Source organism: Cohaesibacter sp. ES.047 (genome assembly GCF_900215505.1).
Classification (GTDB): Bacteria; Pseudomonadota; Alphaproteobacteria; order Rhizobiales; family Cohaesibacteraceae; genus Cohaesibacter.
The window spans coordinates 4,293,661-4,308,900 of the sequence record NZ_LT907844.1; the positions used below are offsets into that span (position 1 = coordinate 4,293,661).

Sequence of the window (15,240 nt, forward strand, 5' to 3'; positions counted from 1 at the left end):
GACATCATCCATCCAGATCAGCAGAGAGCGACTCATTCGCACGCACCAAAGGTGCGCATGGCTTGTCGCAGGAGCCTAGCGCCAAACGCTCCATGATCCAAGCAGGCAAACAAAAAACCCGGCTGAAAAGCCGGGTTTTAAGTGCATCAACTGAGCGAGGCCTACTTGCGGGCAACCAGACAGTCGCCGCCGGCAGCCTTGATCGAACTACAGAAGCTCGTCGCGCTGGCCCGGTCCGCAAACGAACCGACACGAACGCGGTAGTAGGTCCCACGTTCACCCAGATCAGCCTCCTTGATATCAGGCTGATAGCCAGAGAGAACGCTTGGAAGCTGTGCCTGAATGCTGGCATAGCTTGCCCTTGCCTGGTCTCGCGAGCGCTGGGATGTAACCTGAACCGTATATTGCCCATTGGCCACATTGTTGATCGGCACCTGTGGCGTCGGCGCCTGCAGCGTCGGCGTATTGCCCGGAGACAGCACAAGCGGACCAGAATTGGTCTGAGCGTTCTGATTTGTCTGTGGTGCAACCGTATTCTGAACAGCCTGCTGCGTGCTTTGAGCGGCCTCTTGCAAGGCAACGAGTTCAGCCGGTTTGGACCGCGGCAACGGAGCCGTCGCGGGCGCGGTTGTCAGATCAGGCTGATTGTTCGCACCATTCACGTCAGAATTGAGGGTTTGCTGCAAAGCAGACTCGGACGGGGTCGCCTGCAGCAGGGGATTAGTCTGTGCAGTCCCGGACTGGTTGCTCTGCGGCACGATCGTTCCATCAGGACGAACGATGACCGTACGAACTTCCTTGGGAGCGATCGATCCCGGATCGGCTGGGTTATTCGACTTGCCCGAAGACATGTCGATGACCCTTGGAGATTGACCATTGTTATCAATCGCCATCGGCGTTTCCGTCGCCGGCATCATGCTGCTCGGCGCTTCGTCGGTCTCGGTTCCATCGATCCGGTTGTAAACGGTCTTGTTCTGATGCGGCACGACCTTGCCGCCCGGATCCTCAGGGGCTTCCTTGACAGGATCGGTATCCGCAGTGATCACTGGCGTTTCGGTGCTGCCATTGTCACCACCAAAGAAACTCCAAGCAGCGACACCACCGAGAAGAACAACCGCGACCGCAGCCACGATGGGCACCAGCTTCTTGCGGCTTTTCTCGCGTCTCTGGGCAGCGGCAGCAGAAGCCGCAGCGGCGGCTTCGACATCGGCAGCGGAATACTCATCATCATGGACATAGGGAGACCCTTCCATGGCCGCCTGCGCCACCGCCGGGTCCGCATAGGTTCCATGCGCATAATCTGACTGATAGGCCGGATCATAGGCCGCGTAGTTGGGATCATGGGCCTGCGGTGAATGGGGATCCGTATAAATCTGCGGGTCATAGTTCTGCTGGTCATAGTAACGCGGATCTTGGGCCGCATAATCGCCACCCTGCCCCGTCACATCAACACTGGGTGCAGCACCGTAGCCCAGCGCGGGATCATATCCTTGCTCTGGCTGCGCCCCATGCTGATTGAAGGCAGCATAGGGATCGGACGCCAGATCACTGGCAACAGGAGCCGCCACTTCCGGCACATACTGAGCGGGCGCGGGATCATAGGCCGGCACATAACCGGGCTGTTGGCCATGATCGACATGACCCGGATCCGTGTAAGAAGAATAATGGCGATTATCAACCGGTGCAGTATCACGCGCAGATGTCGCCTGCGGGCGATAGTCGCGGGCCGGGTCAGGATAACTCGGTGAAGGAGTAGCAACCTCTTCATCCCATGTCGAGGACACAGGCGGCACCGCGGGGGACGCTTCCCGGTGATCATAAGATGGTGCTGTCGATCGATCTGGACGATAGGCTCCGAGCCTGTCGTCAGTCTGCTGATCGCGGGTTGACGAGCGTTTCAACTGCCCGTAGCTACCGCTAACCGCGCCTCCAGCATCAACACTCGGAGCTGAAACGCCAGATGTCGCTCCCCCTCGCTCAGATGCAGTCGCAGGATCATCATAACTGGTATCCGGCGTATCATCGGTGAATAGGTTGCTCCAGTCATCAAGGCTGGGGGCAGCAAAGCTGCTCTTTGCGGCATGATCCGAGCTTGGCATGGCCGCCCGTGGCTGAGAAGGCTGGGGCGTCTGAGGCTGGGTCGCCAGTCTCTCTTCAGGCCGATGGCCAACAGGTTCGGGCGCATAGCGCGAACCGGGCTGGGATGGTTGTTCAGGCCTCGCGGCAGGATAGTCCGGCGCATTGATCGTCGGACCATTGCGAGGTTCAGCAGCAGGCTGACGAGGAGCCGCTGGTGATTGCGCTGCAGACGCACTGGGTGAAAGGGGATGAGGACGGCTCAGCTGATCGCTATCCTGTGCGCTGGTCTGCGGCCGGGCGGGCGACGCAGGCTGCGAAGCCACCGGATCTGGTCGAGCCGCTGGAGCAGATTGTTGATCAACGCCCTGCTTGCCGCGCAACTCGCGGATCAGTTCCTGCTCGAGGAAGCGCAAATCTTCATCTGAAACCACCCCATGCTGCTGTCCACCGGAACCGTAATTCTGGTTCACGATACGGTCCAACTCCGCCAGAGGATCATCGATTGAATGGCCAGCGGCCGTACCCTGTCGGGCCGGATCGCTGGCACTGGGCCAACCGGGACTGGAGGAAGCGGGCTTCTTGTCATTGCTATCAGACATGACGATTTGCCTTTTCATTCATACTCGTACTCGTATTGCCTGGCAAAAGTTTGTCTGCATTATCGCGACAGCGATATTATCGCATTTCTTCTGGTGCCGTCACACCAAGCAGACCCAGCCCCGACGAGATTACGGTGGCCACGGCCTGAACAAGAGCCAAGCGCGCTTGAGTCAATTCTTCATCTTTAGCGTTAATAAAGCGTAATTGCGGCATTTCCTTGCCTTTGTTCCACACAGAATGGAAATATCCGGCAAGATCATATAGGTAAAAAGCCACCCTATGTGGCTCCTGTGTTTCGGCTGCGCCCTCGATAACCCGAGGATATTCTGCCAGCTTGCGAATGAGCGCCAATTCGACTTCGTCTTTGAGTCGCGACAGATCGGCCTTTGCCAGATCATCGGCTGAGACCGAAGCGCCCGGCAGTTCAGTTGCTGCCTGCCGGAAAATCGACGCCGTCCGAGCATGGGCATATTGCACATAAAAGACCGGATTGTCTTTTGTCTGCTCGGTCACTTTAGCAAAATCGAAGTCGATGGTCACCTCGGACTTGCGATACATCATCATGAAGCGGACCGCATCACGGCCGACTTCCTCGACCACATCGCGCAGCGTGACGAAGTTGCCCGCCCGTTTCGACATCTTGAGCTGCTCGCCGTTGCGCATCAGGTTCACGAGCTGGCAGATCTTGACTTCAAGCCCGCCCTTTTCTTCGGTAATCGCAGAAACCGCAGCCTTCAGCCGTTTGACATACCCGCCATGGTCCGCGCCCAGAACATCGACCTGATGCGCATAACCGCGCTTGAACTTGTCGAAGTGATAGGCAATGTCGTTGGCAAAATAGGTATTGCTGCCATCGGATTTTTTCAATGGCCGGTCGATGTCGTCGCCAAAGTCCGTCGAGCGGAACAGGGTCTGCTCGCGATCTTCCCAGTCATCAGGCAACTGCCCCTTGGGAGGCGGCAACGTGCCGACATAGACCTTGTTCCGGTCAGTCAGCCAGTCGATTGCTTCCTTGACCCGGTCCGTCTCACCATAGATGAGGCTGCGCTCGGAGAAGAAGACGTCATGCTTGACATTGAGGGCAGCGAGATCTCCCCGGATCATGTTCATCATAGCGTCGACGGTGAATGCCCGCACCAAGGGAAACCATTCTTCCTCACTCGCCAACTTGAGCTTGCCGCCATGTTCCTTGGCAAGCGCCTCACCGATTGGAACAAGATAATCTCCCGGATAGAAGCCGTCCGGAATGGAACCAATATCCTCGCCGAGCGCCTCGCGATACCGCAAGTAGGCAGAGCGTGCCAACACATCCACCTGCGCGCCTGCATCGTTGATGTAATACTCACGGCACACATCATAGCCGGCAAAATCGAGCAGATTGGCAATACAGTCGCCCAGCACCGCGCCCCGCGTATGGCCCACATGCATCGGGCCGGTCGGGTTGGCTGAGACATATTCGACGTTGATCTTTGCACCCTGCCCCAGATCACAGCGGCCAAAAGCGCTGCCAGCCTTGATGATCGAAGCGACCAGTCCACGCCAGAAATCATCGGACAGGGTAAGGTTGATGAACCCGGGTCCGGCGACTTCGGCCTTGGCGACATCCTTATCCTCGAGCAACACGGCAGCAATCGTCTCGGCCACATCGCGAGGCTTTGCACCGATCTGTTTTGCCAGCACCATGGCCGCATTTGTGGCCAGGTCCCCGTGAGACGCATCGCGCGGCGGCTCTACGGCAACGCGAGACAGATCCAACTCCCCTCCATCACGGGCGGAAAGATCACTTTTCGTCACGGCTGACACGACACGATCGGTAAAAAGAGTAAAGACGTTCATCGTCATTCCTGTCTTGTGAAGCGGCTCAAATCATCGCATTTCCCAACGCTGTTCAAGCATTGGAGAAAACAAACAGACTGGCACGCGCCACCATTTTATTCTGGACAGAGCAAATCGCCATCTCACCCGAGACCGCGCGACCGCCCACCACGCCATAAAAGGCACAATTGTGCCCAAAGGACCGTCCGGTTTTGTTGGATACGCTCTAGCGCAAATCCGGGGTGACGTCAAACAGTCGCCGATGTTCGAGAATGGCAAATCGATCGGTCATTCCAGCAACATAATCGGCCACCCGCCGGGCAAGTACCGTCTCGGCACAGCCATCCAGATCGGACTGCCACTCAAGCGGCATGCTCTCGGGCTTCTCGAAATAGGCCTCGAACAGATCCTTGAGCACCTGTTCGGCGTTATGCATCACGCGCATCACATGCTTTTCGCGATAGACATTGCCGAACAGAAAGGCCTTGAGACCAGCCTCCGCCTTGGCCATCGCATCCGAAAACCGAACGATGGTTTCCCCGGCCGCACGCACATCGGCGGTGCTCTGCGGCTTGATGCGCGCCAGATTGTCCATAGACGTCTTGATCACATCCTCAACCATGCGGGTGATCAGGCGCCGCACGATCTCGTGCACCGTGCGCGTTTCATCCAATTTCGGGTATTTCTCGCTGACTTCGCGATAGGCCTCACCCACCAAGGGAACCTCCCGCAGCTGATCAAGGTGGATGAGCCCGGCCCGCAAGCCATCATCGATGTCGTGGCTGTTGTAGGCGATATCATCAGCAATCGCCGCCGCCTGCGCCTCGATGCTGGCATAGGACCAGAGCATCAGATCCTGCTGCTCGGCATAGGTCCGAATGCCCCAGGGCACGCCGCTCTCCTGATAGCGACCAACCCCGTTGCCTTCCCGGTCTGTCACCGGGCCATTGTGCTTGACCAGCCCCTCAAGGGTCTCCCAACTGAGGTTGAGGCCGTCGAATTCCGCGTAGCGTAGCTCCAGACTGGTCACGACGCGCAAGGACTGTGCATTGTGATCAAACCCGCCATAGGGCTTCATGAGAGAATCAAGCGCCCGTTCACCGGCATGGCCAAACGGCGTGTGCCCGACATCATGGGACAGCGCCAGCGCTTCGGCCAGATCCTCGTCGGCGGACAGGGCGCGAGCGATAGAGCGGGCGATCTGCGCCACTTCAATGGTATGCGTCAGACGCGTACGAAACAGATCCCCCTCGTGATAGAGAAAGACCTGTGTCTTGTATTTGAGACGGCGAAAGGCCGACGAGTGAATGATCCGGTCACGGTCGCGCTGGTAGTCCGTCCGGGTCGGACTGGACGCCTCCGGATAGAGCCGCCCCCTGCTTTCACTGGGCTGCACCGCATACGAAGCGCGTGGCTGGGCACCAAATCCGATGGCAGGATTCATCATGACTTCCAATCTTCACTCGAGATTTACCGCAAATGCTGGCACCATGCTTTGGCATAAGGGTTGACTGGGGGCAATTCAGTCTTAACTATCAACAATGACAATATTGCCTCACGGCAGTTCGGCAAAGGCATAAACCTTTGATTTCTGGACTGTCAATGGCCGATCCGAACCCATGCCTTCCCTTCAGGCCAATCCCTCTTGACCAACAAGGCCGAACAGGTGAAAAAGGCACCCCATTCAGTCGGGCAAAAGACATCATGCCCGCAACGACAGGAGCGCACATCATGTCGAATATGATCACAGTGACCGACAGCGCCATCCGCCGAATCGCTGCCATCCTCGCAAAAGAGAGCGACGGTTCCATGCTGCGCATTTCAGTGAGCGGCGGCGGTTGCTCCGGATTCCAGTATAATTATGACCTCGTCACCAAGAGCGAAGACGACGATCTGGTGATCAAACGGGACGGCGCCATCGTGGTGATCGACCCCATGTCGCAGGCCTACATGGAAGGCTCGGCTGTCGATTTTGTCGACGATATCATGGGCCAGGCCTTCCAGATCAAGAACCCGCAGGCCACGGCTTCGTGTGGTTGCGGCACCAGTTTCGCGATCTAGGCCATATCTCTCTATTGAACGCTCAGGCAAAGGCAAGAACACCATGCGCATCGCGACCTGGAACATCAACGGCATCAAGGCCCGCGGCATCAATCTTGTTCGCTGGCTGGAAGAAGAAAAGCCGGACATCGCCTGCCTGCAGGAAATCAAGTCGGTGGACGAAGCCTTTCCGCGCGCCGACCTTGAGGCGCTGGGCTACAATGTCGAGACCCATGGCCAGAAGGGCTTCAACGGCGTGGCCCTTCTATCTAAGACACCCTTTGAAGAGGTCAACCGCCGCCTTCCCGGTAACGAGGAAGACGAACAGGCCCGCTTCATTGAAGGGGTGCTGTCAACTGACAAGGGGCCATTGCGCATCGTCAGCCTTTATCTGCCCAACGGCAATCCGGTTGATAGCGACAAATATCCCTACAAGCTGGGCTGGATGCGTCGTCTGATCGACTGGTCGAAACAGCGCCTTGAACTGGAAGAGGCCTTTGTCTTGTCCGGCGACTACAATGTCATCCCAACGGTCGACGATGTTCATGATCACGATGCATGGTGGGGAGATGCCCTTTACCGGCAGGAAACGCTAGACCTGTTTCGCGAGCTCAAGATGCTCGGCCTGACCGAGGCCTATCGGGCCTGCGACGACACCGCCCATCTTTATTCGTTCTGGGACTATCAGGCGGGCGCCTGGCAAAAGAACAAGGGCATCCGGATCGACCACCACCTGCTCTCGCCCGAGGCTGCTGACTGGCTCGCTGCATGCGAAATCCAGAAAGACACGCGAGACTGGGAAAAGCCTTCAGACCACGTACCCGTGGTGCTGTCGCTAGACTGTCAGGCAGCCTGACACCTAGAGCCAAAGCGACACCTAAGGGCAAACCGGCCTCAAAAGAGATGAGACGCTTGTAAGGAAGGCGCACCATCAATCATCATGGATTGATGACGTTGACCCATTCCTCGGCCAGCTCAACCGCTTTCTTGCGGGTCGCTTCATCAGCGAGCGCAAAGGCCGCTTCCTGCCGATCCATGACGACCGCATTTCCGTTGTCCAGCATGCGGGCAATGGTCAGCCATTTCAGCCCATTGACGGGCTGCCGCGGCACGGTCTTGCCTTCCAGCAGAAGATCTCCGAGCTGCATCTGGGCCATGACATGCCCCTTCATCGCCGCCTTGTTCAGCCAGCGCGCAGCCTGACGGGCATCGGACTTGCGATCCGAGTTGCCAAGGAAGGACATGGCCAGATGATATTGCGCATCGGGATCACGGAAATAGGACGCAGCATAATGCAGGAATTCCTGCGCTTTCTGCGGATTTGGCCTGACTTTATTCTCGATGCCAACCCTGAGAAACTCGCTCAACTTCACAATCGCGTTCGAAACATAGCGCGCTTCAACAGATCCGGGCCGCGCATCGCCGTAGCGGGCGGCAATATCGTTGAAAAGATCGAAGGCTCGGGCGCGGTCCTTGGAGACGCCATCACCCTCGGAATACATGATACCCAGCTTCCACTTCGATGCCATGTGGCCATTGTGCGCCGCATAGGTCAGCGCATCGACGGCAGCAGTCTTGTCACCGAACTTGTAGGCTTGTGCTCCGAAGCGGAAAGCATCCGCTGCCTGAGCACCGCCATCTTGCATGGTTCTGGGATCAAAAGCATAACAGTTGCCATATCCTGCAACGGCCAGCAGCCCAGCCAAGGACAGGCAGCGCATCACTCTTGAAATAGCCATTTGACGCTTCATCATTCACCAGTTCATCCACCGAATAGGATCACATCCCATCGGCAGCATTAATTACCCTGTTTGTCATAAACCACGACGAGGCATTCTTTGACGATTCGATCGATTCTGTGATGCCTTTTGCAAGACGCCTCTTCTTGTCGCGAACCTGACCTAAGGTTTGGCATTCAAACGCCCTGCTCAAGAAGTCGGCTTTCGTGGTCAAGACGAATGTGTCAGCATATTGTGGCTGAAGACGGGCAAACTCTATGAAACAGAATGGTTAACAAATCACTTTCCACCCATCAGTTGTATTTCTGCAACGTTTTCCCTTTTCACCATAGGTTTCCTAGAGTTTAAGCGTTGCAAACCGGTCATATTTGCCTCACCCGCTCTTAACCATTTTGCGTTATGATGAGCCATCAGATGCATCAAAGGACATTCCGGATGACCATAACACCTGATCAGCCCGAACACGAAGACTTGGAACCCCTGAGCGACGCCGAACAGGATCATTCGGACGCGGCCAACGCGACAGCACCGAAACAAGAAGAGCAGTTCGGGCGGGGCAGCAGCCTGCACCATCTCGCAGAAATGCGGCATGATCCCACGGAGATCCACCGCGTCTTCGAGAAAGGGGTCTACCCCTACAAGACCAAGATGAAGCGGGCGAATTATGAAAAGCAGAAAAATCTGCTCCAGGTCGAGCTGCTCAAGGCGCAGAAATGGGTCGAAGAAACAGGCCAGAAAGTGGTTCTACTGTTCGAGGGGCGCGACGCTGCTGGCAAGGGCGGCACCATCAAGCGCTTCATGGAACATCTCAATCCGCGCATGGCGCGCGTGGTCGCCCTCAACAAGCCCAGCGAGCGCGAAAAGACCCAATGGTACTATCAACGCTATATCGAGCACCTCCCCTCTGCCGGTGAACTCGTGCTGTTCGACCGCTCATGGTACAACCGCGCCGGCGTCGAGCGTGTCATGGGTTTCTGCACACCGAACGAATATCTCGAATTCATGCGCCAGACACCGGAGTTCGAGCGCATGATCTGCCGCTCTGGCGTCCGCATGTTCAAATACTGGTTCTCGGTCAGCAAGGAGGAGCAGCGCCGTCGCTTTGCCGCACGAGAGACCGATCCACTCAAGCAATGGAAGCTTTCGCCCATCGACAAGGCATCCCTCGACAAGTGGGATGAATATACCGAGGCCAAAGAGGCGATGTTCTTCTACACCGACACCGCCGATGCCCCCTGGACGATCATCAAGTCAAACGACAAGAAACGGGCGCGCCTCAACTGCATGCAGCATTTTCTCTCGTCCCTGCCCTATCCCAACAAGGACACAAGGCTGGTGCATGGCCCCGATCCTCTGATCGTCGGGCATTCCGGCTATGTGATCGGCAGCGACAGCCACATTCTGGGCAAGAGCCTGCATCCGGACATGAAAGACTGAGACTGAACCCCGCCTCCTTGGATAAAAAGAAAGGCCGCACGTAGCGGCCTTTTGTGATTTTCGCATTTGATATCTGATGACGGCCCCTAGCCGTAGATCAGATCAGCCCGTCGCTCGAAGGCCGTGGTGAATTTGGCGAAGGCCTTATCGAACATCGCCCCCATCAGCCCGGCAAGGATGCGGCTCTTGAACTCATAATCGATATAAAAAACGATAATGCTCTTGTCCGTCTCCCCTTCGATTGGCTCGAAGGTCCAGCGATTTTCCAAATGTTTGAACGGTCCATCAAGATATTCCGCAACAATCTGGTTGTTCTGCGGTGTCAGCGTCACCTTGGAGGTGAAGCTCTCCCGGATCATCTTGTAGGCCACCGTCATGTCGGCCACCAAGATTTCCCCATTTGGAGCGGTATGCCGCCCCCGCACCGACAGGTGTTGGCACAGCGGGACGAATTCAGGGTAGCGCTCAATGTCCGCGACCAGAGCATACATCTGCTGCGCGGAGTGATTGACCTTGTGGCGCGTCTGGAATTTTGGCATCGGCGATGTCGGCCTCTTAGTGACCGATTTTGGCAATACGAGCAGCCTTGAGCTTGGCGAAGTCCTCACCGGCATGGTGCGACGACCGCGTCAACGGGCTGGAAGAAACAAGAAGGAAGCCCTTGGTATAGGCGATCGTTTCATACCCCTTGAATTCATCAGGCGTGACGAAATTCATCACCGGATGGTGCTTCTTGGTTGGCTGCAGATACTGACCGATGGTCAGGAAATCGACATCGGCCACCCGAAGGTCATCCATCAGCTGCAGAACTTCATTGCGCTCTTCGCCAAGGCCAACCATGATACCCGACTTGGTGAACATGGTGGGATCCAGCTCCTTGACCCGCTGCAAAAGGCGGATCGAGTGGAAATAACGAGCACCCGGACGCACCTTGAGATAATTCGACGGAACAGTCTCAAGGTTGTGGTTGAAAACGTCCGGCTTGGCGGCCACCACGGTTTCCAAAGCCCCATCCTTGCGCAGGAAGTCCGGCGTCAGCACCTCGATGGTTGTCTCAGGAGAGGCTTCGCGGATCGCATGGATCACCTCAGCAAAATGCTGCGCTCCACCATCGTCCAGATCATCCCGGTCAACCGAGGTGATCACAACGTGCTTCAGCCCCATCTGAGCCACCGCGCGGCCAGTGTTTTCCGGCTCGTGCGGATCGAGCGCATTGGGCATGCCCGTCGAGACGTTACAGAAAGCGCATGCCCGCGTGCAAATCTCGCCCATGATCATGAAGCTCGCGTGCCGATGCGACCAGCATTCGCCCATGTTGGGACATCCTGCCTCTTCGCACACGGTGACGAGCTTGTTGCTGCGCACGATATCGAGCGTTTCTTGATAGGTCCCGGATCCGGGTGCCTTGACACGGATCCAGTCTGGCTTGCGCTGCACCGGACTGTCAGGACGATGCGCTTTTTCTGGATGGCGGGGACGCGCAGGAGCTGCTTCGCCTGCTGCCTTGTTCGAAACGGTATCGATGATAGTAACCATTCGCTTTATCCTTCGCCATCCTTGACGTTTATACGGCCGAACCAGCCTAGCCGACCATCAATCGTCAGCCATGTCGATCAGCTTCTGACTTTCTGGTAAATGAACAGAACCAGAATTGCGCCGAGGGTGGCAATGATCGTTGTATCGACGAGCGCATTATTCACGAACGAAATGCCGAACCTATCGGCAATGAAACCGCCAACAAATGCGCCGATCAAACCGACGATCAGGTTTGTAATCAGTCCATGATCGGACTTGGTAACTTTCTCTGCAATGAAACCGGCAACGATGCCGACGATGATCCAACCGATAAAGCCCATAATCTCTAGCCTCTCACTCTTGTAAATAAGCACCCGGACCCCAAAAGCCCCGACTCTTACATAACATTTCGTTAAGGATCTTCAAGCGAAAGCTTAACGAACGGGAGAGATCCCGTTCGTCCGGTTGTTTGGCCCCATTGCGAAGGCCTGCATTCGGCCCGTCAGGCCTGGATCATCATGTCATAGGCTTCGCGTACCGATTCCGGCATCATTTCCGACAGCGTCGGATGCGGGAAGATCGTGTGCATCAGCTCTTCTTCGGTGGTTTCAAGACCCATCGCGACACAGAAGCCCTGAATGAGCTCGGTCACTTCAGCGCCGATCATGTGCGCGCCCAGAAGCTGCCCGGTCTTCTTGTCAAAGATCGTCTTGATCATGCCTTCCGGCTCACCAAGCGCAATCGCCTTGCCGTTGGCAATGAAGGGGAAGCGCCCGATACGAACATCAAGGCCTTTTTCCTTGCACGCCTGTTCCGTCAAGCCGACAGAAGAAACCTGCGGGTTGCAATAGGTGCAGCCCGGGATCTTGTTCTTGTCCATCGGATGAGGATGCTTGCCAGCGATTTTCTCAACGCAGACCACGCCTTCATGCTCGGCCTTATGGGCAAGCATCGGAGGACCGGCAACGTCACCAATGGCATAGACGCCTTCAACGTTGGTGCGGCCGTAATCATCGATCACGACGCAGCCACGATCCGTTTTGACGCCCAGCTTTTCAAGGCCGATTTTCTCGATGTTGCCCTGAACGCCAACAGCCGAAATCAGACGGTCCGCCTTGATGGTTTCGGTCTTGCCGCCCTTCTTCTCGACGGTGGCTTCAAGAGTCTCGCCGCTCTTGTTAACTTTTGTCACCTTGGCTTCGGTCAGGAACTTGATGCCCTGCTTTTCAAGCGCCTTGCGTGCCATGGCAGAGATTTCATCATCTTCCACGGGCAGGATCTTCGGCATCATCTCGACCACGGTCACATCAGCGCCCATGGTATTGAAGAAGCTGGCAAACTCGATGCCGATGGCACCGGAGCCAACCACGACCAGAGACTTGGGCATGATGTCCGGCTTCAAGGCATTGAAATAGGTCCAGATCAGCTTGCCATCAGGCTCGAGGCCGGGCAGAACGCGCGGACGGGCACCGGTCGACAGAATGATGTGCGGCGCCTTGTAGGTGCCTTCATTCTCGCCCGTAACCTTGATCGTTCCCTTGCCTTCGAGAACAGCGGTGCCCCTGATCACGGTCACCTTGTTCTTTTTCATCAAGAAGCCGACGCCGTTGTTCAGCTGTTTCGATACACCGCGGGACCGCTCGACGACCTTTTGCAGATCAAAGTCTATACCCTCTGCGGAAAGGCCGTAATCCTTGGCATTCTGCATGTAGTGATAGATCTCGGCAGAGCGAAGCAGAGCCTTCGTCGGGATACACCCCCAGTTCAGACAGATGCCGCCAAGGTCTTTTTTCTCGACGATCGCGGTCTTCATGCCAAGCTGTGACGCACGGATTGCGGCAACATAGCCACCCGGGCCCGAGCCAACGATGATCACGTCAAATTCATTTTGAGCCATATCACAGGTTCCTTTACATAGCCTGTTCCGAAGGATTAAAGGGCCAGCCCTTTTCTCGATTCATTGTCTTTGCAACACTGTGGCGCTAGGCCGCCGTGTTGGTGCGATAGTGAGTCACGAAGTGGATTGCCGAACAGCCATGACCATTGTTTTGATCAAAACCCGCTCTCTGGGGCTGCTTTGCATCAGCCAGATCGCGGTGCTGTCTCTTTGGTTCTCCGCTTCTGCGGTTGCGCCAACACTGGCGCGCAAATTCTCTTTGACCGGCGAGGTCATCGCGGGCGTCTATCCCGTCGGCATGAAGATCGCCACGAGCTGAGCCAAAGGCGGCCCGGTTGTTATTGTTTGTCTTCTCGCCATCCTCTGGGGCGCAACCGTATCTCCGGACAGCGCTCAATGCTCGACCGCTGTGGGCGAATTGGCCAAGCCGGAAAATCGCGGCACGATGCTGACGATGCAGATCGCTGTCGGCTTTTTCCTTGCGCTTGTCTCTGTTCAACTCATGCCCCATTGGATCGACCTGGTTGGATGGCACTGGGCCTTCACGCCGTTGGTGGCGGGCCCTCTGTTCGGGATCGTCTCCATGCTTTCGCTAGGGCGTCTCCCGCAATCCCGGCAATTGGCGAATGGACGCCGCTAGCGTCCCCCCGCCCCGTCGGGCCGGAGTGAGGTCGCGCACCGTGGCGCGACCTGACTGTCTTTCAGATTGAATGTCCGGCTTTCCTGATCAGACCGGACAGCATTGATGCGGCTCTAGACGAGCATTGCCATCGGCTTTTCAAGATAAGCCTTGAAAGCAGCCAGCAGCTCGGCACCCAGCGCACCATCAACAACGCGGTGATCGCAAGAAAGCGTCACGGACATCACGGTTGCGACAGAGACTTCACCATCCTTGATCACGGGCCGCTTTTCACCAGCACCAATCGCAATGATCGTGCCGTGCGGCGGATTGATGACGGCAGAGAAATTCTTGATGCCGAACATGCCAAGGTTGGACACAGCGGTCGTGCCGCCCTGATATTCCTCAGGAGAAAGTTTCTTGTCGCGAGCGCGTCCAGCCAGATCTTTCATTTCATTTGAAATGGTAGAAAGAGCTTTCTGCTCGGCTTTGCGAATGACCGGTGTAAACAGTCCATCCGGCACGGAAACCGCAACACCCACATCAGAATTCTTGTGAATGAGCCGCGAGCCTTCCGTCCATGTGGCATTCGCCATTGGGACCTTCTGCAACGCCAGCGCCATACCCTTGATGATGAAGTCATTGACGCTGAGTTTGTAGAGCGGCTTGCCATCATCATTGACAGGAGCCTGACCATTGACCTGCTTGCGCAGCGCCATCAGATCATCAAGCATGATGTCGGCTTCAAGATAGAAGTGCGGCACGGTCTGCTTGGATTCCTGCAGGCGCTTGGCGATGACCTTGCGCATACCGGAATGCGGCACTTCTTCGTAAGAGCCTTCCTCGTACAGAGCCTTGATCGCATCGTCGCTTGGTGCGGATGGAGCCGCAGCTGCACCACCACCGGCACTCGGCGCTTTCTCGGCACTTGCCTCAGCCGGAGCCGAAGCACTGGCCGTACCCGCTTCAAGAGCAGCATCGACATCGCGCTTGACGATACGGCCACGCGGGCCGGACCCTTCGATCTTGCTGAGATCAAGATCGTTCATCTTGGCAAGTCGGCGAGCCAGCGGCGAGGAGAAGAGGCGATTACCATCGCCATCGGACACACCAGCACCGGCAGCCACCTCGGGTTGAGGCGCAGCGGCCTCTTTCTGCTCAGGCTCGGAAGGCGCCTCTTTCGCGTCGTCTTCGGCCTTTGGCGCCGGAGCCGCAGCAGGGGCCTCGTCAAGAGCGGATTCATCCTCGCCCTCTTCGAGCAGCATGGCAATCGGCTGATTGACCGGGACTTCGGTCGCACCAGCTTCAACGAGAATCTTGCCAACCTTACCCTCGTCGACAGCTTCCACTTCCATGGTGGCCTTGTCGGTTTCGATTTCGGCAATGATGTCGCCGATGGCCACATCATCCCCTTCTTTCACCAGCCATTTGGCCAGTGTGCCGCTTTCCATGGTGGGAGAAAGCGCAGGCATCGTAATGGTTACGGGCATTGATCTTTC

Annotated in this window: 14 protein-coding genes; 5 read left to right on the forward strand and 9 right to left on the reverse strand. The window is 56.7% G+C overall.

Features of this window, described 5'->3' with window-relative positions; translation table 11 throughout:
* Nucleotides 1–161: 161 nt before the first annotated feature.
* The 3 genes from CPH65_RS19685 to CPH65_RS19695 form a co-directional block, all read right to left on the reverse strand.
* The gene (locus CPH65_RS19685; protein WP_157747819.1) at nucleotides 162–2,678 is read right to left on the reverse strand and encodes an SPOR domain-containing protein; all 2,517 of its coding nucleotides are present in this window, start codon (nucleotides 2,676–2,678) and stop codon (nucleotides 162–164) included.
* Nucleotides 2,679–2,754: 76 nt separating this feature from the next.
* The gene (gene argS, locus CPH65_RS19690; RefSeq protein ID WP_096176521.1) at nucleotides 2,755–4,515 is read right to left on the reverse strand and encodes an arginine--tRNA ligase; all 1,761 of its coding nucleotides are present in this window, start codon (nucleotides 4,513–4,515) and stop codon (nucleotides 2,755–2,757) included.
* A gap of 205 nt (nucleotides 4,516–4,720) precedes the next feature.
* Entirely contained in the window at nucleotides 4,721–5,938 is a 1,218-nt protein-coding gene (locus tag CPH65_RS19695) for a deoxyguanosinetriphosphate triphosphohydrolase (protein WP_096175428.1), read from the reverse strand.
* A 287-nt stretch (nucleotides 5,939–6,225) separates the two neighbouring features.
* Between CPH65_RS19695 and erpA the strand changes: the two genes are divergently transcribed.
* Together erpA and xth are read left to right on the forward strand one after the other, a co-directional pair.
* Nucleotides 6,226–6,555: an iron-sulfur cluster insertion protein ErpA gene (gene erpA / locus CPH65_RS19700; RefSeq protein WP_096176522.1), complete on the forward strand. Its 330-nt coding sequence runs from the start codon at nucleotides 6,226–6,228 to the stop codon at nucleotides 6,553–6,555.
* A gap of 43 nt (nucleotides 6,556–6,598) precedes the next feature.
* Nucleotides 6,599–7,390, forward strand: coding sequence for an exodeoxyribonuclease III (gene xth, locus CPH65_RS19705; protein WP_096175429.1), 792 nt, complete (start codon nucleotides 6,599–6,601; stop codon nucleotides 7,388–7,390).
* A gap of 82 nt (nucleotides 7,391–7,472) precedes the next feature.
* On the opposite strand, the gene CPH65_RS19710 is transcribed toward xth, so the two are convergent.
* The gene (locus tag CPH65_RS19710; protein WP_172891552.1) at nucleotides 7,473–8,273 is read right to left on the reverse strand and encodes a tetratricopeptide repeat protein; all 801 of its coding nucleotides are present in this window, start codon (nucleotides 8,271–8,273) and stop codon (nucleotides 7,473–7,475) included.
* Between the two features lie 435 nt (nucleotides 8,274–8,708).
* Between CPH65_RS19710 and ppk2 the strand changes: the two genes are divergently transcribed.
* Nucleotides 8,709–9,710: a polyphosphate kinase 2 gene (ppk2, locus tag CPH65_RS19715; RefSeq protein ID WP_096175431.1), complete on the forward strand. Its 1,002-nt coding sequence runs from the start codon at nucleotides 8,709–8,711 to the stop codon at nucleotides 9,708–9,710.
* Nucleotides 9,711–9,796: 86 nt separating this feature from the next.
* On the opposite strand, the gene CPH65_RS19720 is transcribed toward ppk2, so the two are convergent.
* The 4 genes from CPH65_RS19720 to lpdA all read right to left on the reverse strand — a co-directional run bounded on the left by CPH65_RS19720 (nucleotide 9,797) and on the right by lpdA (nucleotide 13,122).
* Nucleotides 9,797–10,249 carry a type II toxin-antitoxin system RatA family toxin gene (locus tag CPH65_RS19720; RefSeq protein ID WP_096175432.1) on the reverse strand — a complete coding sequence of 151 codons (453 nt, stop codon included), beginning with the start codon at nucleotides 10,247–10,249 and terminating at the stop codon, nucleotides 9,797–9,799.
* A 16-nt stretch (nucleotides 10,250–10,265) separates the two neighbouring features.
* On the reverse strand, nucleotides 10,266–11,246 hold the full coding sequence (gene lipA / locus CPH65_RS19725) for a lipoyl synthase (RefSeq protein WP_096175433.1): 981 nt from the start codon (nucleotides 11,244–11,246) through the stop codon (nucleotides 10,266–10,268).
* Nucleotides 11,247–11,323: 77 nt separating this feature from the next.
* Complete coding sequence (locus CPH65_RS19730; protein ID WP_096175434.1) at nucleotides 11,324–11,566, reverse strand: GlsB/YeaQ/YmgE family stress response membrane protein; 243 nt, start codon at nucleotides 11,564–11,566, stop codon at nucleotides 11,324–11,326.
* Between the two features lie 161 nt (nucleotides 11,567–11,727).
* The gene (gene lpdA, locus CPH65_RS19735) at nucleotides 11,728–13,122 is read right to left on the reverse strand and encodes a dihydrolipoyl dehydrogenase (RefSeq protein WP_096175435.1); all 1,395 of its coding nucleotides are present in this window, start codon (nucleotides 13,120–13,122) and stop codon (nucleotides 11,728–11,730) included.
* A 139-nt stretch (nucleotides 13,123–13,261) separates the two neighbouring features.
* Between lpdA and CPH65_RS19740 the strand changes: the two genes are divergently transcribed.
* Nucleotides 13,262–13,441, forward strand: a complete 180-nt coding sequence (locus CPH65_RS19740; RefSeq protein ID WP_096175436.1) for a hypothetical protein — start codon at nucleotides 13,262–13,264, stop codon at nucleotides 13,439–13,441.
* A gap of 126 nt (nucleotides 13,442–13,567) precedes the next feature.
* Nucleotides 13,568–13,762 (forward strand): hypothetical protein, encoded by a 195-nt coding sequence (locus CPH65_RS19745; RefSeq protein ID WP_172891553.1) that lies wholly within the window; start codon nucleotides 13,568–13,570, stop codon nucleotides 13,760–13,762.
* 113 nt (nucleotides 13,763–13,875) lie between these two features.
* Here the strand turns inward: CPH65_RS19745 and CPH65_RS19750 are convergent, their stop codons facing one another.
* A complete protein-coding gene (locus CPH65_RS19750) occupies nucleotides 13,876–15,231 on the reverse strand; it encodes a pyruvate dehydrogenase complex dihydrolipoamide acetyltransferase (protein ID WP_096175438.1) in 1,356 nt (451 codons plus the stop codon).
* Nucleotides 15,232–15,240: the final 9 nt, after the last annotated feature.